The sequence below is a fragment of the Pseudomonas sp. NPDC077408 genome, assembly GCF_050269105.1.
Taxonomy (GTDB): Bacteria; Pseudomonadota; Gammaproteobacteria; order Pseudomonadales; family Pseudomonadaceae; genus Stutzerimonas.
On record NZ_JBNNHS010000009.1, the window covers coordinates 66,128 to 92,377 of the forward strand.

Annotated in this window: 28 protein-coding genes; 9 read left to right on the forward strand and 19 right to left on the reverse strand. The window is 59.2% G+C overall.

Going from position 1 to position 26,250, the window contains the following annotated elements:
* Positions 1 to 15 precede the first annotated feature (15 nt).
* Genes ACQKEK_RS18965 through ACQKEK_RS18975 form a run of 3 tightly spaced genes read right to left on the reverse strand, consistent with a single transcriptional unit; the run spans position 16 to position 2,052 of the window.
* Complete coding sequence (locus ACQKEK_RS18965) at positions 16 to 1,059, reverse strand: PilW family protein (protein WP_499143369.1); 1,044 nt, start codon at positions 1,057 to 1,059, stop codon at positions 16 to 18.
* Positions 1,056 to 1,493 (reverse strand): type IV pilus modification protein PilV, encoded by a 438-nt coding sequence (gene pilV, locus ACQKEK_RS18970; protein WP_499143367.1) that lies wholly within the window; start codon positions 1,491 to 1,493, stop codon positions 1,056 to 1,058. Before pilV ends, ACQKEK_RS18965 begins: the two co-directional genes overlap by 4 nt.
* Complete coding sequence (locus tag ACQKEK_RS18975; RefSeq protein WP_499143366.1) at positions 1,483 to 2,052, reverse strand: GspH/FimT family pseudopilin; 570 nt, start codon at positions 2,050 to 2,052, stop codon at positions 1,483 to 1,485. Before ACQKEK_RS18975 ends, pilV begins: the two co-directional genes overlap by 11 nt.
* A gap of 137 nt (positions 2,053 to 2,189) precedes the next feature.
* Between ACQKEK_RS18975 and ACQKEK_RS18980 the strand changes: the two genes are divergently transcribed.
* Positions 2,190 to 2,693: a GspH/FimT family pseudopilin gene (locus ACQKEK_RS18980; RefSeq protein WP_499143364.1), complete on the forward strand. Its 504-nt coding sequence runs from the start codon at positions 2,190 to 2,192 to the stop codon at positions 2,691 to 2,693.
* 18 nt (positions 2,694 to 2,711) lie between these two features.
* Here ACQKEK_RS18980 and ispH read toward each other — a convergent pair whose 3' ends face one another.
* The 6 genes from ispH to murJ all read right to left on the reverse strand — a co-directional run bounded on the left by ispH (position 2,712) and on the right by murJ (position 10,364).
* Positions 2,712 to 3,656, reverse strand: a complete 945-nt coding sequence (gene ispH / locus ACQKEK_RS18985; protein WP_499143362.1) for a 4-hydroxy-3-methylbut-2-enyl diphosphate reductase — start codon at positions 3,654 to 3,656, stop codon at positions 2,712 to 2,714.
* Between the two features lie 169 nt (positions 3,657 to 3,825).
* The gene (locus ACQKEK_RS18990; RefSeq protein ID WP_128120911.1) at positions 3,826 to 4,263 is read right to left on the reverse strand and encodes an FKBP-type peptidyl-prolyl cis-trans isomerase; all 438 of its coding nucleotides are present in this window, start codon (positions 4,261 to 4,263) and stop codon (positions 3,826 to 3,828) included.
* Positions 4,256 to 4,759 (reverse strand): signal peptidase II, encoded by a 504-nt coding sequence (gene lspA / locus ACQKEK_RS18995; protein ID WP_128120912.1) that lies wholly within the window; start codon positions 4,757 to 4,759, stop codon positions 4,256 to 4,258. The genes ACQKEK_RS18990 and lspA overlap by 8 nt, the downstream gene beginning before the upstream one ends.
* Before the next feature lie 189 nt (positions 4,760 to 4,948).
* Positions 4,949 to 7,780 (reverse strand): isoleucine--tRNA ligase, encoded by a 2,832-nt coding sequence (ileS, locus tag ACQKEK_RS19000; protein WP_499143359.1) that lies wholly within the window; start codon positions 7,778 to 7,780, stop codon positions 4,949 to 4,951.
* Position 7,781: 1 nt separating this feature from the next.
* On the reverse strand, positions 7,782 to 8,732 hold the full coding sequence (gene ribF, locus ACQKEK_RS19005; RefSeq protein ID WP_128120913.1) for a bifunctional riboflavin kinase/FAD synthetase: 951 nt from the start codon (positions 8,730 to 8,732) through the stop codon (positions 7,782 to 7,784).
* 84 nt (positions 8,733 to 8,816) lie between these two features.
* The gene (murJ, locus tag ACQKEK_RS19010) at positions 8,817 to 10,364 is read right to left on the reverse strand and encodes a murein biosynthesis integral membrane protein MurJ (protein WP_499143357.1); all 1,548 of its coding nucleotides are present in this window, start codon (positions 10,362 to 10,364) and stop codon (positions 8,817 to 8,819) included.
* 216 nt (positions 10,365 to 10,580) lie between these two features.
* Here murJ and rpsT point away from each other — a divergent pair, with 216 nt between their 5' ends.
* Complete coding sequence (rpsT, locus tag ACQKEK_RS19015; protein WP_003281567.1) at positions 10,581 to 10,859, forward strand: 30S ribosomal protein S20; 279 nt, start codon at positions 10,581 to 10,583, stop codon at positions 10,857 to 10,859.
* Positions 10,860 to 10,957: 98 nt separating this feature from the next.
* Here the strand turns inward: rpsT and ACQKEK_RS19020 are convergent, their stop codons facing one another.
* From ACQKEK_RS19020 to rplU, 5 genes are all read right to left on the reverse strand, one after another.
* A complete protein-coding gene (locus ACQKEK_RS19020) occupies positions 10,958 to 11,416 on the reverse strand; it encodes a CreA family protein (RefSeq protein ID WP_499143355.1) in 459 nt (152 codons plus the stop codon).
* A gap of 9 nt (positions 11,417 to 11,425) precedes the next feature.
* A complete protein-coding gene (gene proB, locus ACQKEK_RS19025; RefSeq protein ID WP_499143353.1) occupies positions 11,426 to 12,544 on the reverse strand; it encodes a glutamate 5-kinase in 1,119 nt (372 codons plus the stop codon).
* Between the two features lie 107 nt (positions 12,545 to 12,651).
* Positions 12,652 to 13,869, reverse strand: a complete 1,218-nt coding sequence (gene cgtA / locus ACQKEK_RS19030; protein ID WP_499143351.1) for an Obg family GTPase CgtA — start codon at positions 13,867 to 13,869, stop codon at positions 12,652 to 12,654.
* Between the two features lie 163 nt (positions 13,870 to 14,032).
* Positions 14,033 to 14,290: a 50S ribosomal protein L27 gene (rpmA, locus tag ACQKEK_RS19035; RefSeq protein WP_019339713.1), complete on the reverse strand. Its 258-nt coding sequence runs from the start codon at positions 14,288 to 14,290 to the stop codon at positions 14,033 to 14,035.
* 35 nt (positions 14,291 to 14,325) lie between these two features.
* The gene (rplU, locus tag ACQKEK_RS19040) at positions 14,326 to 14,637 is read right to left on the reverse strand and encodes a 50S ribosomal protein L21 (protein ID WP_003281576.1); all 312 of its coding nucleotides are present in this window, start codon (positions 14,635 to 14,637) and stop codon (positions 14,326 to 14,328) included.
* A 248-nt stretch (positions 14,638 to 14,885) separates the two neighbouring features.
* Here rplU and ACQKEK_RS19045 point away from each other — a divergent pair, with 248 nt between their 5' ends.
* Entirely contained in the window at positions 14,886 to 15,854 is a 969-nt protein-coding gene (locus tag ACQKEK_RS19045; protein ID WP_128120918.1) for a polyprenyl synthetase family protein, read from the forward strand.
* 153 nt (positions 15,855 to 16,007) lie between these two features.
* Positions 16,008 to 16,235: a PA4570 family protein gene (locus ACQKEK_RS19050; RefSeq protein WP_045430324.1), complete on the forward strand. Its 228-nt coding sequence runs from the start codon at positions 16,008 to 16,010 to the stop codon at positions 16,233 to 16,235.
* A gap of 9 nt (positions 16,236 to 16,244) precedes the next feature.
* Here ACQKEK_RS19050 and bamJ read toward each other — a convergent pair whose 3' ends face one another.
* The 5 genes from bamJ to ACQKEK_RS19075 all read right to left on the reverse strand — a co-directional run bounded on the left by bamJ (position 16,245) and on the right by ACQKEK_RS19075 (position 21,017).
* Positions 16,245 to 16,862 (reverse strand): BamJ family beta-barrel-assembly machinery protein, encoded by a 618-nt coding sequence (bamJ, locus tag ACQKEK_RS19055; RefSeq protein WP_045430326.1) that lies wholly within the window; start codon positions 16,860 to 16,862, stop codon positions 16,245 to 16,247.
* A 121-nt stretch (positions 16,863 to 16,983) separates the two neighbouring features.
* On the reverse strand, positions 16,984 to 17,289 hold the full coding sequence (locus tag ACQKEK_RS19060; protein ID WP_128120920.1) for a DUF6482 family protein: 306 nt from the start codon (positions 17,287 to 17,289) through the stop codon (positions 16,984 to 16,986).
* A gap of 112 nt (positions 17,290 to 17,401) precedes the next feature.
* On the reverse strand, positions 17,402 to 17,890 hold the full coding sequence (locus ACQKEK_RS19065) for a TIGR00645 family protein (RefSeq protein ID WP_045430332.1): 489 nt from the start codon (positions 17,888 to 17,890) through the stop codon (positions 17,402 to 17,404).
* 165 nt (positions 17,891 to 18,055) lie between these two features.
* Positions 18,056 to 18,391 carry a PA4575 family protein gene (locus tag ACQKEK_RS19070; RefSeq protein ID WP_499143348.1) on the reverse strand — a complete coding sequence of 112 codons (336 nt, stop codon included), beginning with the start codon at positions 18,389 to 18,391 and terminating at the stop codon, positions 18,056 to 18,058.
* A gap of 175 nt (positions 18,392 to 18,566) precedes the next feature.
* Complete coding sequence (locus tag ACQKEK_RS19075) at positions 18,567 to 21,017, reverse strand: Lon protease family protein (RefSeq protein ID WP_499143347.1); 2,451 nt, start codon at positions 21,015 to 21,017, stop codon at positions 18,567 to 18,569.
* Positions 21,018 to 21,439: 422 nt separating this feature from the next.
* Here ACQKEK_RS19075 and ACQKEK_RS19080 point away from each other — a divergent pair, with 422 nt between their 5' ends.
* The 5 genes from ACQKEK_RS19080 to ACQKEK_RS19100 all read left to right on the forward strand — a co-directional run bounded on the left by ACQKEK_RS19080 (position 21,440) and on the right by ACQKEK_RS19100 (position 26,226).
* Entirely contained in the window at positions 21,440 to 22,471 is a 1,032-nt protein-coding gene (locus ACQKEK_RS19080; RefSeq protein ID WP_499143345.1) for a cytochrome-c peroxidase, read from the forward strand.
* Positions 22,472 to 22,587: 116 nt separating this feature from the next.
* Complete coding sequence (locus tag ACQKEK_RS19085; protein WP_499143343.1) at positions 22,588 to 22,893, forward strand: cupin domain-containing protein; 306 nt, start codon at positions 22,588 to 22,590, stop codon at positions 22,891 to 22,893.
* Positions 22,894 to 23,117: 224 nt separating this feature from the next.
* Positions 23,118 to 23,987 (forward strand): c-type cytochrome, encoded by an 870-nt coding sequence (locus tag ACQKEK_RS19090; protein ID WP_045430347.1) that lies wholly within the window; start codon positions 23,118 to 23,120, stop codon positions 23,985 to 23,987.
* Positions 23,988 to 24,032: 45 nt separating this feature from the next.
* Positions 24,033 to 25,403 (forward strand): cbb3-type cytochrome c oxidase subunit I, encoded by a 1,371-nt coding sequence (locus tag ACQKEK_RS19095; RefSeq protein ID WP_499143341.1) that lies wholly within the window; start codon positions 24,033 to 24,035, stop codon positions 25,401 to 25,403.
* Between the two features lie 7 nt (positions 25,404 to 25,410).
* A complete protein-coding gene (locus ACQKEK_RS19100) occupies positions 25,411 to 26,226 on the forward strand; it encodes a CbbQ/NirQ/NorQ/GpvN family protein (RefSeq protein ID WP_128120925.1) in 816 nt (271 codons plus the stop codon).
* Positions 26,227 to 26,250: the final 24 nt, after the last annotated feature.

Consider the following 26,250-nt stretch of genomic DNA (forward strand, 5'->3'; position numbering starts at 1 on the left):
TTGATCCGACCATGACTAGGGAACCCGGTTGCGCACGGTGACCACGGAGCTGAACACCTGCCTGAGGAATCCATCCGCGGCAACCGCGCTGCCGTTATAGGTGAGAATCTGGCTTGCCTCGCCAGACGGGGGAGCAACGTTCTCCTCGGTGCTGCGCATCAGCAGATTCATCCGGATGCTGACCACGCGCGACCAGTCGGCGATTTCATCGGCGGGCCTGTATTCGTTGGCAGCCCGATTGCCGGAGGTGTCGACACCGTATTCGAGCTGCATATCCTCGACCCCCTCGATGAGCTCCTGCACTTCGGTAGTCGCTCCGCTGCCTGCACGCATCGTCTCTACGTAAAGAGAAGGAATGGCGGTGCCATTTGGCGTCGTACGGCCTGTATTGCGAACGAAGAAGACGCTGTATTCGAATGCCAGCACCTCCGCCTCTTCGCCGTACGGCTTACTCAGCCGGTTGTCGATATTTAAGTTGTCTGCATGTGCGATGTTGATTGTCGAACCGCCGCCATTTGAAACAGTAGTGGCTCGAAAAAGATCGGCCGTCGTGCAGTCGGTGATAAACAGCGCATCGCCGGCATCGAAACCGGGCGCATTGTTGGTCACGTGAATTTGCGCGTTGTCGGCACTCATGTTGCCGGTCAGCGTCACGCCGGTACTGGCCGCACGCCGGATCTCAATCACATCGGTTCCAACCTTGGCGCCCCAGCCATTGACGGCGGCAACCGCATCGTGCCCTTCAATTACGGCCTCCTGGCTAATGTCGAAGTCGAACCCAGCCGGCACATCGGCCGGGTCGATAATGTCATTCACGGTGAGGCTGCCCAGATTGCCGCATCCCATATACCCAGCCATACGGATATCGTTCGCCATGTAGCCCACAGCGAATCGGCCGTTCTCCTGTACGCGGGCCATCGCCTCCTGCATCCGATACGTTGTGCGACTAGTGAGGAATACCTGCATTACGGCGGCGCTGATGATCAGGCCCAGCGCAAGGGCAATCAGCAGCTCTATCAGGCCAATGCCTCGCGAATGGTGAAAGGTAGGTCGACTCATAGCTGCGTCTCGAATACGAACTGCTGGGTTTCGCTTTCGCCTATGCGTCCTTCGCTCCACTGCACCGTAATCGAGATCACGTTGCCGCTGCGCTCGATGGACCCGGACCCGGCCGGAAGCTGGGTACCCAGCGCGGCTTTCCACTGCCGCAGATCAGTTGCAGTGATGTTCGCGCCCGCCGGAGCGGCGTCATCGAGGTCCGTGTCGTAGGAGCCACCCCGGGCGTCCGCTCGGTTGGCACGCAGGCGGTCCAACATGTCGTAGGCTAAAAATGTCGCCTGGGTGCGAACTGCCGCCGTCTGATTGAACTTCATCGAATTGAGCTGCAGCGCAGCCATGCCCAGAATACCGATGCCTAGCACCAGCATCGAGACAAGCACTTCGATCAGGCTGAAGCCAGCAGCTCGCCGATGCAATCCCTTACTAGTCATCATCGTCACAATCCTTGCGAGCGGTGGACACGCGCCCTATATGGTTGATCTGCATATCCCGTGCGAGCGGGCAAAAGTTGTCGCCCATGCTGAACGCAAACAGGAGGCCCTGTCCTGGCGGTACGCCCTGCTGCAATCCTTGCGCGGTAAAGCGAAACTGTTCGGAGGCGCTGCCCGGCGTGACGACACCGCCGACAGTTGTGTAGCTTTTGCCCTCAAGGGAAACGCCATTTCCACCCAGCGGGCCGAACGCGCGAATCAGCTCGGCTGCCGCATAAATGCCATTACTGTCGGCGTCGTGCCAGACACGCCAACCAGCTTCCCAGTTATCACCGTCAGTCAACGCGGTTACATAAACGTTGCCGCCGCGCTTGATGGCCTCGCTACGGGCAAGCGCCACCGTTCGGGTGATTTCAGAACTCTGGCTCTGGGCCCGGTAGGATCGCAGCAGATCAGTGAAACCCGGAACAGCAATGCCTAACGCAATTCCTAAAATTGCGATCGCGATCATCAATTCGAGCAGCGTAAATCCTCTCAAGAACTTCATTCCGATATCCTTCATCGACGGCTTAAGCCTAACCGCCGCCGATCAGCATGACACTCGCAAGGGGACGAGATGGCCTCTCGGGGCGATGGTTGGCAGCTTAGCGGGCCGGCGACATGAATAATTGAGAACAAAATCACACGGCAGGAAGCCATATGAAACAACAGGGATACACGCTTATTGAGTGCATGGTGGCGCTCGTCATTATTTCCGTTGTCCTCGGCCTGGCTGTGCCGAGCTTCGACCAGATGCTGCATAAACAGGCTCTTGATGCGGCCCGGATGAAATTAGTGAGCGCAATAAAGATGACCCGGCAGGAAGCGGTCTATCGCAACCGCGCAGTAACGCTGTTACAACGCAACGGTGACTGGTCCAATGGCTGGACCACGATGGTTGACCTTGATGGCAACGGTGCGCTTGACACCACGGACATTGTCATCCGCCAGCAGGCCGGGCCGGAGGGGGACATTACCCTTAGTGGAAATACGCCAGTTAGCAACTACATCCGCTATATGCCCGACGGCACCGCCCGACTATATAGCGGCGCCTTTCAAGCTGGAACCCTGACGCTTTGTCACGCGACTGGAAACTCGCAGGGCATAAAGCTGGTGCTAAGCAGCGGCGGCCGGCTGCGGCAGGAGCTGACGAACTGCCGCTAAGCAAAAGCGCCAGCTCGGTCACACTGCCTTTAACCGCAACTCTTTAGGCATCGAGAACGTTACGTTCTCCGGTCGCCCGTCAAGCTCATCCATATCTGTGGCGCCCCAGTCGCGGAGCCGCTCAATCACGCCACGCACCAGCACCTCAGGCGCTGAAGCTCCAGCGGTGATGCCGACGCGCTGGATGCCCTCGAACCACTCCCGCTTTAGGTCTTCCGCGCCGTCAACGAGATAAGCCGGTGTGCTCATGCGCTCAGCCAGTTCGCGCAGGCGGTTGGAGTTGGAGCTGTTGGGGCTGCCAACGACCAGCACCACGTCGCACTCACCAGCCAGCTGCTTGACCGCATCTTGGCGGTTCTGCGTGGCATAGCAGATATCGTCCTTGCGAGGGCCGCCGATACTGGGAAAACGCGTACGCAGCGCATCAATCACGCGGCTGGTGTCATCCATCGACAGGGTCGTTTGGGTGACGAACGCCAGGGCCTCCGGGTTGCGTACTTGCAACTCAGCAACGTCCTTCTCGTCTTCCACCAGATAGATCGAGCCGCCATTGGCGGTATCGTACTGGCCCATGGTGCCTTCTACTTCCGGGTGGCCTGCATGGCCGATAAGGATGCATTCGCGCCCTTCTCGGCTGTACTTGGTCACTTCCAAATGAACCTTGGTCACCAATGGACAGGTCGCGTCGAATACTTTGAGACCGCGCCTTTCCCCCTCTACCCGCACCGCCTGGGAGACGCCATGCGCACTGAAGATGACGATGAAGCCGTCCGGCACCTGGTCCAGCTCATCGACGAAGATGGCGCCACGCTCGCGCAGGTCTTCCACCACAAACTTGTTATGCACGACTTCATGCCGCACGTAGATCGGCGGACCGAATACCTCAAGCGCACGGTTGACGATTTCAATGGCGCGGTCGACACCGGCACAAAAGCCACGAGGATTGGCGAGTTTAATTTGCATGGTGGGTATCTCGATGCGCGCGGCACGCGGGATGGATGGACAGATTATGACCCGTAGGGTGGATGGCGCGTTTACATCCACCCTTGCGGTCTGCGATGGATCGGTGAAGCGTAATCCACCCTACGATCTGGCTCCTACAACAAGCAGCTCACATACGTGAGCCGGTCACTCAGACCGGCTTGACTTCGAATATCTCCACTTCAAAAGTCAGTGCCTTGCCTGCCAGCGGATGATTGAAGTCGACGATGACCTGACGATCATCGAAGTTTTTGACGACACCCGGCAGTTCCGTCTTGGCGGCGTCGTTGAAGATCACCAGCAAGCCCTCGGACAGCTCCATACCTTCGAATTGATTACGCGGCATGGTTTGCACGTTCTGCGGGTTGTGCTGGCCAAACCCCTGTTCCGGAGCGATCTGGAAGGTGCGTTTGTCGCCTGCCTTGAGTCCGAACAGCTGCTGCTCAAAACCCGGTAGCAGGTTTCCGTCGCCCACCTTAAAGGTGGCTGGCTGCTTGTCAAAAGTCGTGTCGACCTGCTCGCCGTTTTCCAGGCTGAGGGAGAAATGCAGTGTCACCTGCATATCCTGCCCGATGCGCTGCTCACTCATTTACGGTTTCTCCCGTTTTACTGCTACGGAACATATCCAGCGCTAGCATGACAGCGCCTATGGTGATGGCGCTGTCGGCGATGTTGAACGCAGGGAAGTACCAGCGGTTCTGCCAATGCACCAGGATGAAATCGACAACATGACCAAGCACAACGCGGTCATAGAGGTTACCAAGCGCGCCACCCAAAACCAGCGCCAGGGCAACGGCAAGCCAAGTCTCACCAGCCTTCAAACGCTTCATCCAGACCACCAGCACGACGCTGACACCCATGGCGATTACTGCGAACAACCAGCGTTGCCAACCCGAATGATCGGCGAGAAAGCTGAAGGCAGCGCCGGTATTGTAGGCCAGCGTCCAGGCGAAATAATCGGGGATGACATCGACCTTCTGATACAGGCTGAAGTTGGCCTCGAAGTAGTGCTTGGTTGCTTGATCCAGTGCAATCACCAGCACGCTTAGCCAGAGCCAGGCGAGCTTGCCAAGGCGGGCGGTCATGCTGCTGCCCTCGAAGAAAGATGCCGGTGGGCTGAAGCCCACCCTACGAGGCTGAAGTAGCTCTGCCGCTGTCCTGTTACAGAGCATTCGCCGCGAGGGCGCGCCTCCCACAAGTGCAGCCCAACCCATCCTTCGACGATCATCAAGCCGTGATTTTCAGCAAGCTGGCCCGTGCAGACGGGTGCGCGGTCACGCATAGTGGCGGACCTCGCCAGCGCCTTCGATGTTCTCAACGCAGCGACCGCAGATCTCCGGATGCGCCGGGTGGGTACCAACGTCGGGCAGGTGATGCCAGCAGCGACCACACTTGGCATGGCCAGTCTTACTGATCTGCAGCTTCAGGCCCGGCAGTTCGCTTTGCACGGCTTCGGCCGGTGCGTCGGCGAGAGGCGCCACGGTCACTGCAGAGGTGATGAGGACGAAACGCAGTTCACCGCCCAGTTTCGCCAGATCGGAAACCAGCGCGTCTTCGGCGTACAAGGTGACCTCGGCCTGCAGATTGCCACCGATGGTTTTCGCGGCCCGCTGGGTTTCCAGCTCCTTGTTCACCGCCGTTTTGACGGCCATGACCTTTTCCCAGAACTCGCGACCCAGCTCGACATCACCTGGCAGCTCGGCAAGCCCGGTGTACCAGGTGTTGAGCATCACCGACTCGTTGCGCTCGCCCGGCAGGTACTGCCAGATCTCATCAGCGGTGAACGACAGAATCGGCGCAATCCAGCGCACCAGCGCCTCGGCGATATGGTACAGCGCGGTCTGGCAGGAGCGGCGGGGCAGACTGTCTGCGGCAGTGGTGTACTGACGATCCTTGATGATGTCGAGGTAGAAACCGCCCAACTCCTGTACGCAGAAGTTGTGCACTTTCTGGTAGACGTTCCAGAACTTGTAGGTGCCGTAGGCTTCCTCAATTTCCCGCTGCAGCAGTAAGGCGCGATCAATGGCCCAGCGGTCCAGAGCGATCAGCTGGTCGGCCGGAACCTGATGCTGCGCCGGATCGAACCCGTCAAGGTTGGAGAGCAGGAAGCGCGCTGTGTTGCGGATACGGCGATAGGAGTCCGCGCTGCGCTGCAAGATCACCTTGGAAACCGCCATTTCACCGGAATAGTCGGTAGAGGCGACCCAGAGGCGAAGGATATCGGCGCCCAGACTATCGGTCACTTCCTGCGGGGCGACGACGTTACCCAATGACTTGGACATCTTGCGGCCATTCTCGTCGACCACGAATCCATGGGTCAGCAGCCCCTTGTACGGCGCATGACCGTCGATGGCCGAACCGGTGAGCAGCGACGAATGGAACCAGCCACGGTGCTGATCGGAGCCTTCCAGATAAAGGTCGGCACGCGGACCGCTGTCATGCCCCATCGGATGCGAGCCGCGCATCACATGCCAGTGGGTGGTGCCCGAATCGAACCAGACATCCAGCGTGTCGCTGATTTTGTCGTACTGTGCAGCCTCTTCGCCCAGCAGCTCGGCTGCCTCAAGCTTCGACCAGGCCTCGATGCCGCCCTGCTCGACGCGTTGTGCGACGGCTTCCATCAGCTCGACGGTACGCGGATGCAGTTCACCGCTTTCCTTGTGCAGGAAGAACGGGATCGGTACGCCCCAGGTACGCTGACGCGAGATGCACCAGTCCGGCCGCCCGGCAATCATGCCGTGCAACCGCGCCTGGCCCCAGGCAGGAACAAACTCGGTCTGCTCAATGGCATCCAACGCGCGACGACGCAGCGAGCTGCCGTCAAGCGCCACTTTATCCATGCCAACGAACCACTGCGCCGTGGCGCGGTAGATCAGCGGCGTCTTGTGCCGCCAGCAATGCATATAGCTATGCTGGATCGACTCGTGCTTGAGCAGTGCGCCGACTTCACGCAGTTTCTCAACGATGGCCGGATTGGCTTTCCAGATGAACTGGCCACCGAAGAACGGCAAGTCCGCTACATAGACCCCGTGGCTCTGCACCGGGCTGAGGATGTCGTCATTCTCCATGCCGTAGTGCTTGCAGGAGCGGAAGTCGTCTTCACCATAAGCCGGAGCCGAATGAACGATGCCAGTACCGGCGCCGGTTTCCACGTAGTCAGCCAGATAGACCGGTGCGAAACGCTCATAGAAGGGGTGACGGAAGCGGATAAGCTCCAGCGCCCGGCCTTCGCAGCGGGCGATGATCTCGCCCTGCAGTTCGTAGCGCTGCAGGCAGGACTCGACCAACTCTTCGGCTAGCACCAACAGCTGATCGCCAGTGTCGACCAGGGCATAGACGAAGTCGGGGTGTACGTTCAGCGCCTGGTTGGCCGGAATGGTCCAGGGCGTTGTGGTCCAGATGACGATACTGGCCGGCTTGACCAATGCAGGCACGCCAAACGCCGCCGCCAGCTTGTCCGCATCCTCGACCTGGAAGGCGACGTCGATGGCATCGGACTTTTTGTCCTGGTACTCAACTTCCGCCTCGGCCAGTGCCGATCCGCAATCGAAGCACCAGTTCACCGGCTTCAAGCCTTTAAAGACGAACCCGCCTTCGACCATCTTCGCCAGGGCACGGATTTCGCCGGCCTCGTTGGCGAAATCCATGGTGCGGTAGGGGTTGTCCCACTCACCGAGCACGCCGAGACGGATAAAGTCGGCCTTTTGCCCTTCAATCTGTTCCGCGGCGTAGGCGCGGCAGCGCTCACGGGTCAGGTCGGCTGGCTGGTTCTTGCCGTAGGTGATTTCCACTTTGTGTTCGATCGGCAGACCATGGCAGTCCCAGCCCGGAACGTAGGGCGCGTCGAATCCAGCCAGGGTCTTGGAACGGACGATGAAGTCCTTGATGACCTTGTTTACCGCGTGACCGATATGGATGCTGCCGTTGGCGTAGGGCGGGCCGTCATGCAGGACGAACTTCGGGCGACCCTCTCCGATTTGCCGCAGCTTCCCGTAGAGGTCAATGCTGTTCCAGCGCTGCAGGGTCTCCGGCTCGCGCTGTGGCAGACCGGCCTTCATCGGAAATGCCGTGGACGGCAGATTGAGGGTCGCTTTGTAATCGGTCATTTCAGTCCTGACTCGTGGTAAAGGGTGAAGCTCGCCAGTATTCGCGAGCCGCGGCGATATCCGCTTCGATCGCCGTCTTGAGTGCCTCCAGCGAGGCAAAGCGCTGCTCGTCTCGCAGCCTTCGGTGAAAGGTTACGCGCAGCAGACGACCATAAAGATCGCCCTGAAAATTCAGCAGATGCACTTCCAGATGCGGTTGGCCGTCGCTTTCGACCGAGGGACGCATACCGATGTTGGCGACTGCAGGCTGCACTACGCCATCGACTTCTGTGCTCACCATGAACACACCACTAAGCGGCGTATTCTTGCGCTTAAGCTGGATGTTTGCGGTCGGCGCACCGAGCTGACGCCCTAGCGCCTGCCCATGCATGACCCGACCGGTGATACTAAACGGCCGACCCAGCAGTTTTTCTGACAGCTGTAGATCACCAGCGGCGAGAACCTGGCGCAGCCGCGTACTGCTGACTCGCTCACCGTCGACCTCGATAGTGGTGGCGGCCTCGACGGTAAACCCTTCCGCAGCGCCAGCCTTCAACAAAAAGTTAAAATCACCAGCTCGGTCGCAACCGAAACGGAAGTCATCGCCCACCTCTAGGTGCCGGACACCAAGGCCTTCGACCAGCGTTGCATGGACGAACTCGGCAGCACTCAGCTCGCGTAAACGGCGATTGAACGCCAGGCACAACACCAGATCCACACCTTGCTCATTCAGCAACTGCAGTTTCTCGCGCAGGCGGGTCAGCCGAGCGGGCGCCTTATCGGGCGCAAAGTACTCGCGAGGCTGCGGCTCGAAGATCACCACGCAGCTGGGCAATCCAAGCTCGGCGGCTCGTTCACGCAGACGCGCCAGGATGGCTTGATGCCCCCGGTGAACCCCGTCGAAATTGCCGATGGTGGCGACGCAACCCCGATGTCGGGGCCGCAGGTTATGAAGACCTCGAACCAGCTGCATACCGCACTTCTTGCTTGAAAAGTCGTCGATTATACGCATGCGGCGGCAGTCGCGGACAGGTTTGCCACCCGCTTAAGCCCTCAATCAATGGCGCAGGTGGCGCGGCCGCAAACCGAGCAAAACCAGCGCGGCCGCGAACGCACCCAGCCCAGCGAAAACCAGCAGAGCCAGCTGCAGCGCTCGCTGCTGCCAATTCCAGGCGAACCATTCGACCGACGGCGCATTCAGCCACCAGACAATCGCCACCATCGCCGCACAGCCTCCAGCCAGGCGCAGCAGAAACACGCCCCAGCCCGGCGCAAACTGGAATACACCGACGCGATAGAGCCCCCAGAACAGCAGCCCGGCGTTGAGCATGGACGACAGAGAGGTCGCCAGCGCCAGCCCGACGTGCTTGAGCGGCCAGATCAGCATTAGGTTCAGCACCATGTTGGCGATCATGCAGATGATTGCAATACGCACCGGCGTCTTTAAATCCTGCCGAGCAAAGAAGCCCGGCGCCAGCACCTTGATCAGCATGAATGCCAGGACGCCGAGCGAATATGCCTCTAGTGCGTTAGCGGATTGAACAACAGCCTCCTCACTCATTGCTCCGTAGAAGAACAGACTGGCAATCAGCGGCTCGGCCAGAATTCCCAGGGCCAGTGCCGCAGGAATACCCACCAGCAATACCATCCGCAGGGCCCAGTTAAGCGTATTGGAAAAAGCTTTTGGGTCCTCGCCCGCATGCTGACGCGAAAGACTTGGCAGGATGACCGTGCCTATGGCGATGCCAAACGCACCCAGCGGCAGCTCCGACAGGCGGTCGGCGTAATACAGCCAGGACACACTGCCGGTCTGCAGAAACGAGGCAAGCACCGTATCGAGCAGGAGATTGATCTGGCTGACCGACACGCCAAACAGCGCAGGCACCATTAACAGCATGATTCGCCGCACTCCCTCGTCCCCGAACTTCACCCGAGGCCGCGGCAGCAATCCCAGCTTGGCAACGTAAGGAAGCTGGAAGGCCAACTGGGCGAAGCCGGCGATGAATACACCCCAAGCCAGCGCCATAATCGGCTGATCGAAATAAGGCGTGAGAAAAACCGCGGAGGTGATCATGCACACATTGAGCAGTACCGGCGTGAAGCCTGGAACCGCAAAATGCCCATAGGTATTGAGCACGCCCGAGGTAAAGGCGGTAAGCGAAATCAGCAACAGATAAGGGAAGGTGATACGCAACAGCTCGCCGGCCAGCTGCATCTTTGCCGGGTCATCGTGAAAACCTGGCGCGAAGACCATGACCACATAGGGCGAGGCAAGCACTCCGACTGCTGTAATACCGGTCAATATCAACCCAAGCATGCCTGCCGTTCGATCAACCAGCAGCTTGACCTCAAGCAGCGTCCGCTTGGTCCGGTACTCGGACAGTACAGGGACGAAGGCCTGAGCAAACGCCCCTTCCGCGAACAGGCGGCGGAGAAAATTAGGAATCTTGAAAGCGATAAAGAATGCATCCGCTGCCGCACCGGACCCGAAGTAGCTCGCCACCACCATATCGCGTACCATGCCCAGCACTCGGGACAGCAGCGTCATGACGCTGACTACCGCGCTGGAACGCAATAATCCGCCTTTACCGGATGTCTCGGACATTTGTTTTCCTAGAAGTTGCTGCAGAGGTTCCGCAATGGCGCAGGCCATTGGAATCGAAGGGCAATTACGACAGATAAAGAGGCCGCGAGTTTAGCGGCAGCCCTTCTGTCCGGCCAGCATGATCAATCTCTAAGCAGGCTTGACAAGCCATCGCCGTATCGGCATGATTCGCGGCCTTATTTGCTTTGTAATCCCACGTTTTCGAGGAGTTCGACGGTGGCCAACAGCCCTTCCGCCAAAAAACGCGCAATTCAGGCTGAGAAGCGTCGCAGCCACAACGCCAGCCTGCGCTCCATGGTTCGTACCTACATCAAGAATGTGGTCAAAGCCATTGATGCAAAAGATCTGGATAAAGCTCGTACTGCTTACACTGCAGCCGTGCCTGTAATCGACCGCATGGCCGATAAAGGCATCATCCACAAGAACAAAGCAGCTCGGCATAAAAGCCGCCTGAACGGCCATATCAAGGCCCTCGGCGAAGCTGCTGCAGCCTAAGCTGTACGCTCTTGTGAAAAAACCGGCCTTGAGCCGGTTTTTTTATGTCTGCGATTCGATGCCAAGGCATCGATCTCAGCGAGCACAACCAGGCACCTTTATGGCTGAGCCCATGGCAGTATCGGAATCGCAGTAACGGCGTTCTGCGGACTCCCTTCGATAACACGATCGCTATACACCAAATAGACCAGCGTGTTGCGCGCCTCATCGAAAAAGCGCACCACTTGCATGGTTTTGAACACTAGAGACGTCCGCTCCTTAAAGACGACTTCACCATCCTTGAGCTTTTCACCCACCTGAATCGGCCCCACCTGCCGGCAAGCGATCGACGCCTCGGCGCGATCTTCAGCCAGACCGAGCCCACCCTTTATGCCGCCCGTCTTGGCACGCGACAGATAGCAGGTCACGCCCTCAACCTTGGGATCGTCAAACGCCTCGACCACGATTTTATGATTCGGTCCGAGCCATTTGAAAACCGTATCGACCTCACCCACCTCTCGCGCCATACCAACCACTGGCCACGCCAGCAACACCATTAACGCTTTTGCCAGCCGCATCAAACCACCTCAGACCAAAATCATGTTGTCGCGATGAATAAGCTCTGGCTCATCAACATAACCGAGCAGCTTCTCGATTTCGTCCGACGGGCGACCAAGGATTCGTTGCGTTTCAGCCACACTGTAGTTCGCCAGACCGCGCGCGACCTCGCGACCATCCAGCCCGACACAGACCACCATTTCGCCACGCCGGAAACCACCGTGCGCCGCTTTAACTCCGACAGGCAACAGGCTGCGATTACCCTGTTTCAAGGCGTGTACCGCACCGTCATCGAGAACGACCGTACCACGCGTCTGAAGATGACCAGCCAACCACTGCTTTCGCGCAGCATGACGATTACATTCAGGCGCCAACAGCGTGCCGAGCGCCTCACCCGCCTTCAGCCGCGCCAGCACTCGCTCGATTCGGCCCCCAATAATGACTGTATAGGCACCAGAGCGCGCCGCCAGACGCGCCGCGCGCAACTTAGTCTGCATACCGCCCCGCCCGAGCGCGCCACCTGTGCCACCCGCCACCGCATCCAGCGCGGGATCATCGGCACGCGCCTCACTGATCAAATTGGCGTTAGGATTATTGCGCGGATCGGCATCAAACATGCCGTCGCGGTCGGTAAGGATGACCAGCAGATCCGCCTCAACCAGGTTCGCCACCAGGGCAGCAAGGGTATCGTTGTCACCAAAGCGGATCTCGTCGGTGACCACGGTGTCGTTCTCATTGATAACCGGCACCACACCCAGATCGATCAACGTGCGAAGGGTGCTGCGCGCATTGAGATAACGCTTGCGGTCGGACAGATCATCGTGGGTTACAAGGATTTGCGCGGTCTGCTGCTCGCAGCGCGCAAAGCTGGCTTCCCAGGCTTGTATCAACCCCATCTGCCCGACCGCCGCTGCAGCCTGTAGCTCATGGACGGCCTTTGGCCTGGCGACCCAACCGAGACGACTCATACCAGCAGCGACAGCGCCAGACGACACCAGCACCAGCTCGACACCCGCCTCGCGCAGCGCCACCATCTGATCGACCCAGACAGCCATTGCCGCCTGATCCAGCCCGCGCCCATCAGCAGTCAGCAAGGCGCTGCCGATTTTCACCACCCAGCGCCGCGCGCCGCTCACCTTGTCCCGCATCGATCCTGCCTTCCAATCGGTACCCGGCCAAACCACTCAGCAAGCGGCTGATAAGCCAACCCGCAACCATTTGCTAGCGACGCCCGCGACGATACGAGCATGCACCATCAACGCACGTAGAAGATCTCAGCACCGCCTTCATCGTCGTCATCATCATCGAAGTCGTCTTCGTCGACCTCGTCGACAGGCTTGACACCGGCACGCCGCAAGGCTCGCTGATCATCCAGCTCCTGCAAGCGAGCACGCGCCTCGTCTTCAATCTGCCGATCCAGCTCGGCAAGCGCTTCCGCGTATGCTGGCTCCTCGGCAATACGCACCGCGCGCTCATCCAGATAGCGCATGATGGCCTGACTCAACGCCTCGGTACCCTCGCGCTCGAGCGCAGAGATGACGAATACGGGGCCGTCCCACTCAAGCCGATCAACTACCCGCTGAACCCGCTCGTCGTGATCTTCTTCGAGCAGCTGATCAGCCTTGTTCAACACCAGCCAGCGATCTCGTTGCGCCAGCGCCGGACTGAATTTCTCCAGCTCATTCACGATCACCTCCGCCGCATCGGCCGGATCGCTTTCATCTAGCGGCGCCATGTCCACGAGATGCAGCAGCAGACGCGTGCGCGCCAGATGCTTGAGAAAACGGATGCCAAGCCCCGCACCCTCTGACGCACCCTCGATAAGGCCAGGGATATCAGCTACTACGAAGCTCTTATAGCGACCGACGCTCACCACCCCAAGGTTTGGTATTAGCGTGGTGAACGGGTAATCGGCAACCTTGGGCTTAGCCGCCGAGACGGAGCGAATAAAGGTGCTCTTACCCGCGTTCGGCAACCCAAGGAGACCAACGTCAGCCAAGACCTTCAGCTCCAACTTCAAATCGCGAGCGTCGCCCGGCTTACCGGGTGTAGTCTGGCGTGGAGCACGGTTAGTACTCGACTTGAATCGGGTGTTGCCCAGACCATGCCAACCGCCCTGCGCCACCAGCAGACGCTGACCAGCCTTGGTCAGGTCACCGATTACGTCCTGAGTGGCTGCATCGATCACAGTGGTGCCGACCGGCACCGGCAGGATCAGATCATCACCCTTGGCACCCGTACATTCAGTACTGCCGCCCTTCTGACCATTGGGCGCATTGAAGCGGCGGGTGTAACGGTAGTCGACGAGCGTATTGAGGTTCTCATCAGCCTCCAGATACACGGACCCGCCATCGCCGCCATCGCCACCGTTTGGGCCGCCTTTTTCGATGAACTTTTCACGACGAAAGCTCATCATGCCGTTGCCGCCGTCGCCGGCCTTTACAAAAATCGATACTTCATCGACGAATTTCATGGGAACGCCTCCCGCCGCAAGGACGGGCTAGAAAACAGGAACATAAGGGTCTTGCAAAACCCGGCGATAATTAGAGCACAGCAGTGTTTTGCAAGAGCCCTACAGAGGATACAGAAACAAAAAAGCCCCGTCGCATGACAGGGCTTTTCCAGCAACGCCGCGATTAGGCCGCGACGACGCTCACGTAGCGACGGCCAAACTGACCTTTCACTTCGAATTTGATCACGCCTTCCACCTTGGCGAACAAGGTGTGATCCTTGCCCATGCCAACGCCGTAACCGGCATGGAATTGAGTGCCGCGCTGACGCACGATGATGTTACCGGCCTTGATGACCTGGCCGCCGTACATCTTCACGCCAAGACGTTTGGCTTCTGAGTCGCGACCGTTGCGGGTAGAACCGCCAGCTTTTTTGTGTGCCATGAGTTCAATACTCCTATAAGGGGATTCAGGCCCGATTAGCCCTGAATGCCGGTGATTTTGACCTCAGTGAACCACTGACGGTGGCCCTGACGCTTCATGTGGTGCTTACGACGGCGGAATTTGATGATGGTGACCTTGTCATGACGGCCCTGAGCGATCACTTCAGCAGTGACCTTGGCACCATCGACCACCGGAGCGCCGATCTTTACATCTTCGCCGTTGCCAATCAGCAGAACGCGGTCAAAAGTGACAGCTTCGCCAGTGGCAACTTCGAGTTTTTCAATCTTGAGGTATTCGCCTTCGGCGACCTTGTATTGCTTGCCGCCGGTAACGATAACTGCGTACATCTGTGTATCTCCGTTGATCCTGCTCACCCAGCGCTTAAGTGAAATAGTTGGAGGCTGGCATGGCTGCTCGGGGCCGGATAGGACGCCCTTGCAATTGCGTAAGGCAGGGAAATGCCCAGGGGGAAAGTTCAGGGTCCGCGATTGTACGCATCCACCTGACCCTGCGCAATAGCCGCCGGGCCTCGCCTTGACACTGCATGACCCGCCCCATAGCATGCCGCGCAATCTCCGAGGAGTACTCGTCCCCGATGCAACCCCAGGCCTTTTACCAAGTAGTGGCTGAAGATTTTGCCGCCGTTGACGGCATTATCCGCAACCAGCTGACGTCCCGCGTACCGCTGGTGGAAAAAATCGGGGACTACATTACCTCGGCTGGCGGCAAACGCCTGCGACCTCTGCTGGTCCTGCTCAGCGGCAATGCCCTGGGACTCAAAGGCGAGCAGCTGCGCCTGCTGGCGGCAATCATTGAATTCCTGCATACCTCGACCCTGCTTCACGATGACGTAGTCGACATGTCAGGCATGCGCCGCGGTCGCTCTACGGCGAATGCCCTTTGGGGCAACGCGCCCAGCGTGCTGGTCGGCGACTTTCTTTATGCGCGCTCTTTCGAAATGATGGTCGATCTGGGCTCGATGGAAGTCATGCGGATCATCTCGCAGGCCACTCGCGTCATCGCCGAAGGCGAAGTACTGCAACTGTCCAAGGTGCGCGACGCCAGCACCACAGAAGAGGTCTACATGGAGGTCATCCGCGGCAAGACCGCGATGCTCTTCGAGGCCTCCACGCATAGCGCAGCCACTCTGGCGGGCGCTAACGAGGCGCAACGCGAGGCGCTGCGCACCTTCGGCGACTACCTCGGCATTGCGTTCCAGCTGGTCGATGATCTGCTCGACTATCAGGGCGATGCCGAAGCACTGGGCAAGAATGTCGGTGATGATCTCGCCGAAGGCAAGCCGACGCTGCCGCTGATCTACACGATGCGCGAGGGCACAGCAGAACAGGCCGCATTGGTGCGTCAGGCCATACAGAAAGGCGGCATCGAGGATCTTGAGAGCATCCGCGGCGCTGTAGAAGCCGCCGGCGCACTGGATTACACGGCCCGTTTGGCACGCGACTACGCCGATCGAGCCATAGCCTGCCTCGAGTTGATCCCTGCTAACAGATATCGCGACGCCCTGGTCGAATTAAGCCGTTTCGCTGTTGCGCGCACTCACTGAACACGCCGCTTAGTAAGGGTGCGATTGGGCACCCTTGAATTCACGCTATCGTCGCACTTGCCTCCTGACCGCCACCAGTCGCACCGGCATCTTTACGCTTGCATCTTTGTAAATAACAATTATTCTCATTAACGAGATTAATTGGAGGTGCCCATGACTTATTTGATTGATGCCTGGCTGGACCGCCCGCAACCTTACCTGCGGATACTCGACCGTAGCACCGGTGCGGTGTGCGTTACCTTAGAGGGAGACGCCCTGGACGAGCTTCGCGACCAGGGCGATCTGGATCTGCAGGAGTTGAGCACCAGCGAACCTTGCGTGCTCAAGGAACAGGTGCGAAACCTGTTCCTGTTCTCCTATGCCAGGGCGTTGCGCCCGTAGCAGCAGCGTTTACAGAACAGCCAGCAGCTCGACGTCGAACACCAGCACGCTGTGCGGAGGAATACTGCCAACACCCTGCGCGCCGTAAGCCAACTCGCTCGGCACGTAAAGCCGCCATTTGCTGCCAACGCCCATAAGCTGCAGCGCTTCGGTCCAGCCAGCGATCACGCCACCCACCGGAAACTCGGCCGGCTGGCCGCGCTGGTAGGAGCTGTCGAATACAGTGCCGTCGATCAGCGTGCCGTGATAATGCGTACGCACCTGGTCCTCGGCGCTGGGCTTGGCGCCCTCTCCCGCTGTCAGCACTTCGTACTGCAGACCCGATGGCAGGGTCGAAACCCCTTCACGCTGGGCGTTTTTAGCCAGGAAGGCCTTGCCTTCGCCTGCAGCAGCTTCTGCCTTTTGCTGTGCCTCGGCTTGCATACGTTCACGGATGACGGCGAAGCTGGCATTCAGATCTTCCGGACTGACCTGACTGGCCGCTCCGGCAAAGGCATCGCGAATACCTGCAATCACAGCATCCAGGCTGATCCCAGGCGGCGGGTTCTCACGCAGCTGATCACCCAGTTGACGACCGATACCGTAGCTCACGCGCGTTTCGTCAGTTGATAGGTTCAGTTCAGTCATGCATCGGCTCCACTGGAAAAAAGGCCGCACAGCCTAGCACAGCGACCAGCAGCGACCAGCAGCGACCAGCAGCGGCACGCAAGACTGTTTTTCGAACGGCACACAGCGGCACAAACCGGGCCTACCAGGCGGAACGCAGGCTGATCGGCACACGCAACGGTTCGCGAACGCCCTCGGCCAGGCCGCACATTTCATCGTATGCCGAGCTGTGAACCAGAAAGAAGGGGATTACTGGCATCTCGCTAAGTAGATCACGCGCATGCTCTACGGATCGCAGATGAATCACGTTGCTCTCTTCGTCGCGCAACACATGCGATTTGCCTCGGGAGTGGACACTCAATAGATAGAAGCCGCCCTCAAGTGACACCAAATCCAGCGCGTCGACATGGTGCGCTTGTACGCCTTCCAGCAATGCCTGCAGATTCATGCGATCTTCTCCATGTACAGAAACGAACCTCTTGTACAACATCAGGAGAGCCAATCACAACCACTAACCGCGTTTCCATATCTGCCGCAGCACGCTACGAATCGTAGTCACCTCAGTGCTTGGTGAGCTTATCCAAATAGCCCATGGCGAAGGCTGAAAAGACGAACGTCAGGTGGATGATCACGTACCACATCAACTGCTCGCTTTCGAGCTGCTGCGCGTCCATGAACATGCGCAACAGATGGATCGACGAGATCGCCACAATCGAAGCAGCGACCTTCATCTTCAACGAGCCGGAGTCCATCTTCCCGAGCCAGTCGAGCTTCTCCTTACCCTCCTCCACGTCCAGCTGCGAGACGAAATTCTCGTAACCAGACAGCATCACCATCACCAGCAAACCGCCAACCAGGGCCATATCGATCAGCGACAACAGCTTGAGGATCAGATCGCCTTCACTCAGCGAAAGCACGGCAGGAAGGATGTGCCAAATTTCCTGAAAGAACTTGATCGCCAGGGCCAGCAGGGCAAAGGCCAGGCCAAAATAAATAGGCGCCAACAACCAGCGGGCGGCGTACATGGTGTTTTCGATCAAGCGTTCCATCTGTTCTCACTGGGTGTGGCGGGTTTCGGCAAGCGAGTATACGCAGCGCGGTCGAGTCTTCAAGAAGACGCTATGGCGGCATGTTTCCGTTGTGGATAAGAATTCGCAGTGGGTATTTGCCGGCCCCGAAACGAGGGGCCAGACAGCCATACTTGAATCGGACGGTCAGGACTTAGCGCCCCAGCCGCTGAGATAGCGCGCCTGGTTTGCGTTGACCTTGCGCAGCTCAGCCTGCATGTGCAGTTGCCAGATCGATGGCGACTTCGATTCTGTATAACCTTGTCCATAGAGGTTTTCGGCAATCGCCTTCAGTACCGACTCGGCCTCGCGTGGCCCGTGGAACGGGCCTTGCGCCTTGATAGCGGTAGGCTGCCCTGCGTCGATTCCAGCCGCGCAAAGCAACGTCCACAAGCCATTGCCGCCAGACAGCGGACGAATGATGCATTCGATACGGGTAACCAAACCCAGGCACTGGCGGTTCAAGCAGAGTGTTTGAGACATGACGGCGATCCTCGCGCTCGGTTGCGCGCCCTCATTCAGGAGGAAAGGGCCGCAAGTCCGTTACCCACACAAGCTGTGGATAACTATGTGGATAGAGAGTGGAAACTCTCTTCCATTGCAGACCCGCCGAACGCCGTATCGTTCCGTCCAGTTATTGCTCGGATCATTCGTCCGATTACTCTTGCTCTGCTCCCTTTGCCTGCGCCGCCGCCAGTACTTCCTCGGGTGACGCCGCATCGCTTCGATGATCGTCTTCAAGCTCGATCTCGGCGATGTCACGCAAACGCTCGACCACCCGCGCGTTGACGCTGCCCTTGGGGAACTGTCCGTCCTTGTCCGCCCCGCCTACCGGCTCCCCCACCAACAGCGAAAGCGCCTCATCGACATGACGCACCGCATAGATATGGAACCGTTCCTGACGCACGGCTTCCAGCACACGCTCGTCGAGCATCAGCGTCGTAACGTTGGCAAAGGGAATGATTGCGCCCTGCTCCCCGGTCAACCCGCGTGCTTCGCACAGTCGGAAAAAACCTTCAATCTTTTCATTGACGCCACCGACCGCCTGCACCTCGCCGAACTGGTTGATCGAACCAGTGATCGCGAAGCACTGCTTGAGTGGCGTCCGCGAAATGGCCGAAATCAGTGCGCAGCATTCTCCCAGCGAAGCACTGTCGCCATCGACGTACCCATAAGACTGCTCAAGCGCGATGCTGGCGGAGATCTCCAGCGGGAACTCCTGCGCGTAGCGGCTGCCGAGAAAGCCGGTCAGGATCATCACGCCTTTGGAGTGAATCGGTTGACCGAGGTTAACCTCACGCTCGATGTCGACAATCCCCGAGCCACCCGGATAAACAGTGGCGGAAATCCGCGCTGGCATGCCAAACGCCGAATCGCCCACTTCGAGAACGGTCAAACCGTTGCACTTGCCGATCGCAGCGCCTTCGCTATCGATCAGGATCACGCCAGCAAGGATGTCTTCGAGGATGCGCGCCGAGACACGTCCGGTTCGAGTGGCCTTGGCTTTCAGCGCACGCTCGATGTGGCCGACATCGGTGACTTCATCCTTGGCCAGTTGTCGGATGAAATCCGCCTCGCTAACCAGCTGGAACAAATCACCAATCTTTGCCGACAGCCGACCCTGGTGCTCAGCCAAACGTGCACTGTAAGTGGCCAGGCGCGCCACGGCCGCGGCAGTCAACGGCGCCATACCCTCTTCGGAAGTGCGCGTTTTCATCAGTTGTGCGAACTGCTCGAGGCTGTCCTCGGCCAGCGGAATTTCTTCATCGAAGTCCACCAGCACGCGAAACATTTCCTGAAAGTCCGGATCCAGGTCCTGCAAGGTGTAATAGAGCTGGCGCGAGCCAATGATCACCACTTTGACATTGAGCGGGATGACTTCAGGATTAAGCGTCACCGTGGCCAGCCGCCCCAACTCAGCCAGCGGCGACTCCATCTTCAACTTGCGCGACTGCAGGGCACGTTTCAGCGCTTCCCAGACAAAGGGCTCGCTGAGCATCTTTTCCGCCTCAAGCATCAGAAAGCCGCCATTGGCCCGATGCAGCGCACCGGGACGCAGCTGACGATAACTGGTGTAAAGCGCGCCCTGATCGGTGCTGTATTCGATGCGACCGAACAGGTTGTCGTAGGTCGGATGCGGCTCGAACACCACCGGCGCACCGCCATCGAGCGGATGGCCGACCACAAGGCTCGGGCTGTACTGCTCTTCGAGAAGCTGACGGGTCTGGGCATCGGGACGGTTTTCGTCAACCAGCTGCTCGACCACCGTTTTCAGCAGATTGACCTGCACGGCTTGGAGGTAGGCCTCGATGCCGGCGTTTTCCCCGTATTTCTCTGAAAGTGGTGCCAGCAAAGGCTGCAACGCCTGGCTGATGGTTTCGTCATTAAGCTGCCGCAGCTGATTGCTGGATTCGCGCTTCCATTGCGGCAGGCTGGCCAGCCCTTCATTAAGGTGAACTTCGAGCGCGGAAATGTCTTCGTGGTAACGCTCGCGCTCGGCTTCCGGCAACTGGGCGAATTCCGCCTCGTCCATCGACTTGCCGTCTTTCATGGGCGTGAAGGCAATGTTGGTGCTGTCCCGGTAGAGCGCGATTTCTTTCTCTAGCGCCAGCTTTTCGATGATATCCAATGCCTTGTCGTAGCGCTGGTTGAAGGCACGATCAATCGCACTTTTCTTCTGCTGAAAGCTTGGATGCTCGAATACCGCCGGAAAGGTCGCCATCAGGTTGTCGATCAGCTGACCAATGTCGGCAATGAACTCGCCCGCTCCGCCCTGCGGCAGCTCTACCACGCGCGGCTCGCGTGGCTCGTCAAAGTTGTTTACGTAGAGCCAGTCCGACGGAGTATCCAGTCGCTTGCCTTCAGCCTTGAGGTAGCGACGTACAAACGAGAACCGCCCGGTCCCAGGCTCACCCATTACATAAACGTTATAACCAGGGCGCGGCATCGCCACGCCGAACTGCAGCGCCTCGACAGCCCGCTCCTGCCCGAGCACGCCAAGAAAGGGTTCCAGCTCATCGGTGGTCTTGAAGGCGAACTGGCTGGGTTCGAAGGGACGGGTGAGCGCATCAGGCGCCAGGCGCAGGCCGGCAGCGACAGTTTCGGGCATTGGAAATCCTTGCAGAGTGGCCTTGTGACCACGATTGATGCTCCCATTCTGGCGATGCCTCCCGCTGGCTGCAAGGTCCAGCAAGATGCGACTTGAAGACTTGCCGGCAGCGTAGGCCCCAGCGCAAAGACGCCTGCCTGGCGTTGTTGCCAACTTTCTATTTCCCTATGGGTTTCGTTTTCGTAGGGCTCAGCGTTTTACAAAAAGACGCCTGACGAATCTCCGTCTCAGCGACCGCATCTGTTGTCTGCCATCGGCGTGCGTAGGCCGAGAATGTCCGAGCGCTGGGAGCAAGTCAGAGCCTGGGTCCATCCCTGCGACAGACGGTCAGGCGATGACGACCGCCGCCTTGATTCAAGTCAACTTGCCTGGCGCGCAAGAAGCGCCTCATAGGGCGGCCAACATAGAAAAAGGACTCCGTGATGCGCTGCTCTGTACCCGTCCTGCTCAGCGGACTGATGCTGATCTCAAACATGGCCCACGCCGACGAGTTGCGTGAACGCGCCAATGCGATATTCAAGCCGATCCCGGCAAAGGTCACGGAGGTTCGCGGCAAAGCCGTCAGCCCTGATCAGGCACAACTGGGCCACAAGCTCTGGTTCGACCCGCGCCTGTCGCGCAGCCACGTCATCAGCTGTAACACCTGCCACAACCTCAGCCTCGGCGGGGGCGACAACGTCACCACTTCGATCGGTCACGGCTGGCAGAAAGGGCCACGTAACTCGCCCACTGTGCTCAACGCGGTATTCAACGCCGCCCAGTTCTGGGATGGCCGTGCCGAAGACCTCCAGGCCCAGGCCAAGGGGCCCGTTCAGGCCGGGGTCGAGATGAACAACACCCCAGAACGGGTCGTTGCAACGCTCAAGAGCATTCCGGAGTACGCAACTGAGTTCCGGAAGGCCTTCCCGAACGATAAAGACCCGGTCAGCTTCGACAACATGGCTTATGCACTGGAGGCGTTTGAAGTCAGCCTGATCACGCCAGACGCGCCTTTCGACCGGTACCTCAAGGGCGACGACACGGCGCTCGACGCCAAGCAGAAAGAAGGCCTCGCCTTGTTCATGGACACGGGCTGCACCGCCTGTCACAGCGGCGTCAACGTGGGCGGCCAGGGCTACTTTCCGTTTGGCGTGATCAAGAAGCCTGGCGCTGAAATCCTGCCCGCTGGGGACAAAGGCCGCTTCACCGTAACCAATACGGCAACTGACGAGTACGTGTTCCGCGCCGCGCCCCTGCGCAACGTAGAGCTGACGCCACCCTACTTTCACAGCGGTGAGGTCTGGGACCTGGAACAGGCAGTGGCGATCATGGGTGACAGCCAACTAGGTCGCACACTCAAGGAAGACGAGGTCGGTGCCATCGCGGCCTTCCTGCGCAGCCTGACGGGCGAACAGCCTCACGTGGCTTACCCGGTTTTACCAGCCAGCACGTCAAACACCCCTCGCCCCGAATAAGAGGCAGAAAGTCGAACCTGCGGCCTCAGGCCGCGGGCTCGAAACCCTAACCTGCCTCGACGCATCCCCCTTCGTCAACTAGCCTCCGGTGACATGCACCAGAACGGTGAACGCCGATGGCTTTGCACCATGCTCAATCCGGGGAAGTGGTCAACGTCCTCACCCACTCAGAACTATCAGCAGTTCAATCGCAAGCAATCGTCAGCACACCCGATCTCGAAGTCATGCGCCTGTGCATGCCGGAAGGCAAACAGCTCCCGCCCCACGCCGTCGCCGGCGCCATTACGCTGTTGTGCCTGCAAGGCACGGTAGACGTCCATGCGCACGGCACCTGGCACACCATGCAGGTGAATGATCACCTCTATCTCCAGGGTCACGCTGAACACGCACTTCAGGCACTCTCCGATCCGTGGTACTGGTGAACATCCAGCGCCGGCCTGAAACCTGAGCGGACGCAAGCCAGACAAGCCCTGGCTAACGCCAGCCATGCAACAACGCTTCGGCCAACGAAAGGATCATCACTTTGGTGAAGTTCTTCAGAGTTCTCAGTTTTGTGGTGTTGGCGCTGATGGCAGCTGCAGTCGTCTACGCCGGCGTCATGGGTATCGTCCATTGGGCCGGTATCGGTGTTTGAGCGGAGCCTACGATGAACAAAAGACAGACCCGCTTGTTCGCCATCATCTCAACCCTGGTTGCCTCATTGGTATTCCTTGGGCTGACGATTGACAGCCACCGACAGTTCCCGAAGCTGACCAATGCCGACAGCATTACCCCAGCCGTCACCCGCGGCAACGACGTATGGCACGCGAACAACTGCATCAATTGCCATACGCTGTTTGGCGAAGGCGCGTACTACGCACCTGATCTGACCAAGATCACGCAACTTCGCGGTGCGCCCTATCTCAAGGCCTTCATGAAGGAGCCGGAGCGGTTCTACAACGAGGAACAGCATCGCCGACTGATGCCCAACCCCAACCTTGAAGACGAGGAGATCGACGACCTCATCGCGTTCCTCGACTGGGTCGCTAATGTCGACAACCAGGGCTGGCCACCGAGACCGATCCTGGTCACCGGCTCCTCGATCCCCGGCACCAGCCTGACCATCGCCCAGCAGGACATTTCCGGACCCGGCAAGACTGAGAACCAGATGCCGCCGGGCGCTCGACCAGTCACCGGAGACGAAAGCCCGATTGCCCTCGGCGAGGCGCTGTTCCGCACCGCTACCCCGGCGTGCAACGCCTGCCATTCCATCGCTCCCGGTGTGAACCTCGCCGGGCCAACACTGGCTGGGCTAGCAACACGGGCCCAGCAAACCCTTGACTCACCCGGCTACGAGGGCGAAGCCGACAGCGTCGAGGGCTATATCCGCGAATCCATCGTTTCGCCAAGCGCGTACCTGCATCCTGGCGAGATGTATTCGGCCGAGGGCGTGTCGTTCATGCCCAACGGTTATGGCGAATCGCTGACCGACGAGCAAGTCGATCAACTGGTGCAGTACCTGGCGTCATTCAAATGAGTGCGGTGCGCAAAGCCCGCCGGACGAACATGCAGGGGTTCAGCCATGCGCTATAAATCACAATCGGTCGCCTACTGGTACTTCGCCGTAGCGATGGTGCTTTTCGGACTGCAATTGGTGTTCGGCCTGCTGTCGGCAACCAAATACCTGGGGCCGGACCCGCTGCTGAATATCCTGCCGTTCGATGTCACCAAGGTGATCCACACCAACCTGTTGATCGTCTGGGTCCTGACCGGCTTCATGGGCGCGACCTACTGGATGGTGCCCGATGAATCGCGCACCGAACTACACAGCACCAAGCTCGCTTACATCCAGCTGGGACTCTGGACCGCCATGGGGGTTACTGCCGTCATCGGTTACCTGTTCGGCTACGGTACAGGCAACAAGCTTCTGGAGCAGCCGCTGCCGCACAAGATCGTCATCGTCATCTGCATGCTGATATTCCTCTACAACATCGGCATGACCATCAAGAAATCCGGCCGATTCACAACCACCGAAGGCGTGCTACTACTGGGGTTGGTCAGCTCCGCCGTGCTGTTCTTTCCCGCGCTGCTGCACTACGAGAACTACACGGTTTCCATCTTCTACCGCTGGTGGACCATCCATCTGTGGGTCGAAGGCGTATGGATGATGATCATGGGGGCCTTCCTCGCCTATTTGCTGATTCGCCTCTCCGGAGCGGACCGTGAAGTGCTGGAGAAATGGTTGTACGTCATCGTCGGCCTGGTATTCATTGCCGGTATTCTCGGCACGGCGCACCACTACTATTGGGTCGGCGTGCCTCATTACTGGCTACCGATTGGCGGTTTCTTCAGCGCGCTGGAGCCGCTGGCCATCATCGGCATGGCGATGTACGCCTACAGCGCAATGCGCCGCTCGGGCATGGCGCATCCTAACTCGCTGGCGCTGCATTGGACCCTTGGCAGCACCATCTTCACGCTGTTCGGTGCAGGCCTGCTGGGGCTGGCGCACACATGGCCAAGCGTCAACAAGTGGACCCACGGCACGCTGATCACCGCCATGCACGGCCACGCAGCTTTTTACGGCGCCTACGCCATGATCGTGCTGGCGATGATCACCTATGCCTTGCCATCGCTGACCAACAAGCGGCCGGAGCAAGGCACAACGATCGGTTACTGGGCCTTCTGGCTGCAGCTGGCCGGCATGTTCGGCATGACCCTTTCTTTCGCCACGGCGGGGATCGGCCAGGTGTATCTGGAGCGGATCATGGGCATGGGTTACTTGGATGCGCAGCTGAAAATCCAGATTCACTTCGTGATGCTCATCTCCACCGCCAGCATCTTCTCCGTCGGCGTCGGCTTATTTATCTACGACTTCTTCAGTTACCGACCGCGTTTCGAGGTAGAGGAACACGAGCCAACAGAAACCGGCATGCCTGCAGACAGGACCATCTGAGGTGGGCGTGGATCAGTCTGTTCATGACCTCACCGCTCGCCGACCGCAGGACGAGCCCTGGTATCGGCCGGCGGGTAACGAGGTCACGCTGTTCGAGCATTGCCACAAGCGGGGCCTGGCAGTCATGCTCAAGGGCCCTACCGGCTGCGGGAAAACGCGTTTCGTCGAACACATGGCCTGGCGGCTTGGTCGGCCGCTGATCACCATTCCCTGCCATGACGACCTGGCGGCGAGCGACCTCATCGGTCGTTACCTGATCCGACATGACGGTACCGTCTGGCAGGATGGACCGCTGACCCGAGCCGTTCGTGAGGGTGCGATCTGCTATCTCGATGAGGTCGTCGAGGCGCGGCAGGACACTGTGGTGGTGCTGCACGCACTGACCGATTACCGGCGCACTCTGCCGATCGACAAGACCGGTGAGAACGTCCAGGCAGCACCCGGTTTTCAGCTGGTCGTGTCTTACAACCCCGGCTACCAGCGCATGCTTAAAGACCTCAAACCCAGCACCCGTCAGCGCTTCGTCGCGATGGACCTGGATTTCCCGGCACCCGAGCACGAGGCGCTGATCGTGCAGCATGAAAGTGGCGTCGAGCCAGCCCTGGCCAAGGGACTGGTCAGCCTCGCAGGGCGTATCCGCCAGCTGCGTGACCGAGGGCTGGCAGAGGTCCCCAGCACCCGCCTGCTGATTGCGGCGGGCACGCTGACCCTCTGCGGCATTCCGGTACGGGAGGCTTGCTATGCAGCTGTTGTGTCACCGCTGTCCGACGAGCCCTCGATGGTCAGCACCCTGCGCGATCTGGTTAACGGCACCTTTGTCTAGGTATTGCATCTTCCCCTGCCACCC

Bases quoted from the DNA above. Each gene is read 5' to 3' on its own strand.
- ACQKEK_RS18980 (WP_499143364.1), top strand. From the start codon at position 2,190: ATGAAACAACAGGGATACACGCTTATTGAGTGCATGGTGGCGCTCGTC.
- ACQKEK_RS19070 (WP_499143348.1), bottom strand. From the start codon at position 18,391: ATGTCTCAAACACTCTGCTTGAACCGCCAGTGCCTGGGTTTGGTTACC.
- ACQKEK_RS19020 (WP_499143355.1), bottom strand. From the start codon at position 11,416: ATGCGGCTGGCAAAAGCGTTAATGGTGTTGCTGGCGTGGCCAGTGGTT.
- ACQKEK_RS19065 (WP_045430332.1), bottom strand. From the start codon at position 17,890: ATGGAACGCTTGATCGAAAACACCATGTACGCCGCCCGCTGGTTGTTG.
- ileS (WP_499143359.1), bottom strand. From the start codon at position 7,780: ATGACCGATTACAAAGCGACCCTCAATCTGCCGTCCACGGCATTTCCG.
- rpmA (WP_019339713.1), bottom strand. From the start codon at position 14,290: ATGGCACACAAAAAAGCTGGCGGTTCTACCCGCAACGGTCGCGACTCA.
- murJ (WP_499143357.1), bottom strand. From the start codon at position 10,364: ATGTCCGAGACATCCGGTAAAGGCGGATTATTGCGTTCCAGCGCGGTA.
- pilV (WP_499143367.1), bottom strand. From the start codon at position 1,493: ATGATGACTAGTAAGGGATTGCATCGGCGAGCTGCTGGCTTCAGCCTG.
- ispH (WP_499143362.1), bottom strand. From the start codon at position 3,656: ATGCAAATTAAACTCGCCAATCCTCGTGGCTTTTGTGCCGGTGTCGAC.
- ACQKEK_RS19060 (WP_128120920.1), bottom strand. From the start codon at position 17,289: ATGAATCTGCAGGCATTGCTGGAAGGCGTACAAGCGCACCATGTCGAC.
- ACQKEK_RS19050 (WP_045430324.1), top strand. From the start codon at position 16,008: ATGACTTATTTGATTGATGCCTGGCTGGACCGCCCGCAACCTTACCTG.
- lspA (WP_128120912.1), bottom strand. From the start codon at position 4,759: ATGACCGCCCGCCTTGGCAAGCTCGCCTGGCTCTGGCTAAGCGTGCTG.
- rplU (WP_003281576.1), bottom strand. From the start codon at position 14,637: ATGTACGCAGTTATCGTTACCGGCGGCAAGCAATACAAGGTCGCCGAA.
- ACQKEK_RS19080 (WP_499143345.1), top strand. From the start codon at position 21,440: ATGCGCTGCTCTGTACCCGTCCTGCTCAGCGGACTGATGCTGATCTCA.
- cgtA (WP_499143351.1), bottom strand. From the start codon at position 13,869: ATGAAATTCGTCGATGAAGTATCGATTTTTGTAAAGGCCGGCGACGGC.
- ACQKEK_RS19095 (WP_499143341.1), top strand. From the start codon at position 24,033: ATGCGCTATAAATCACAATCGGTCGCCTACTGGTACTTCGCCGTAGCG.
- bamJ (WP_045430326.1), bottom strand. From the start codon at position 16,862: ATGACTGAACTGAACCTATCAACTGACGAAACGCGCGTGAGCTACGGT.
- ACQKEK_RS18965 (WP_499143369.1), bottom strand. From the start codon at position 1,059: ATGAGTCGACCTACCTTTCACCATTCGCGAGGCATTGGCCTGATAGAG.
- ACQKEK_RS19045 (WP_128120918.1), top strand. From the start codon at position 14,886: ATGCAACCCCAGGCCTTTTACCAAGTAGTGGCTGAAGATTTTGCCGCC.
- ACQKEK_RS19090 (WP_045430347.1), top strand. From the start codon at position 23,118: ATGAACAAAAGACAGACCCGCTTGTTCGCCATCATCTCAACCCTGGTT.
- ACQKEK_RS19075 (WP_499143347.1), bottom strand. From the start codon at position 21,017: ATGCCCGAAACTGTCGCTGCCGGCCTGCGCCTGGCGCCTGATGCGCTC.
- ACQKEK_RS18975 (WP_499143366.1), bottom strand. From the start codon at position 2,052: ATGAAGGATATCGGAATGAAGTTCTTGAGAGGATTTACGCTGCTCGAA.
- proB (WP_499143353.1), bottom strand. From the start codon at position 12,544: ATGCGGGACAAGGTGAGCGGCGCGCGGCGCTGGGTGGTGAAAATCGGC.
- ACQKEK_RS19085 (WP_499143343.1), top strand. From the start codon at position 22,588: ATGGCTTTGCACCATGCTCAATCCGGGGAAGTGGTCAACGTCCTCACC.
- ribF (WP_128120913.1), bottom strand. From the start codon at position 8,732: ATGCAGCTGGTTCGAGGTCTTCATAACCTGCGGCCCCGACATCGGGGT.
- ACQKEK_RS18990 (WP_128120911.1), bottom strand. From the start codon at position 4,263: ATGAGTGAGCAGCGCATCGGGCAGGATATGCAGGTGACACTGCATTTC.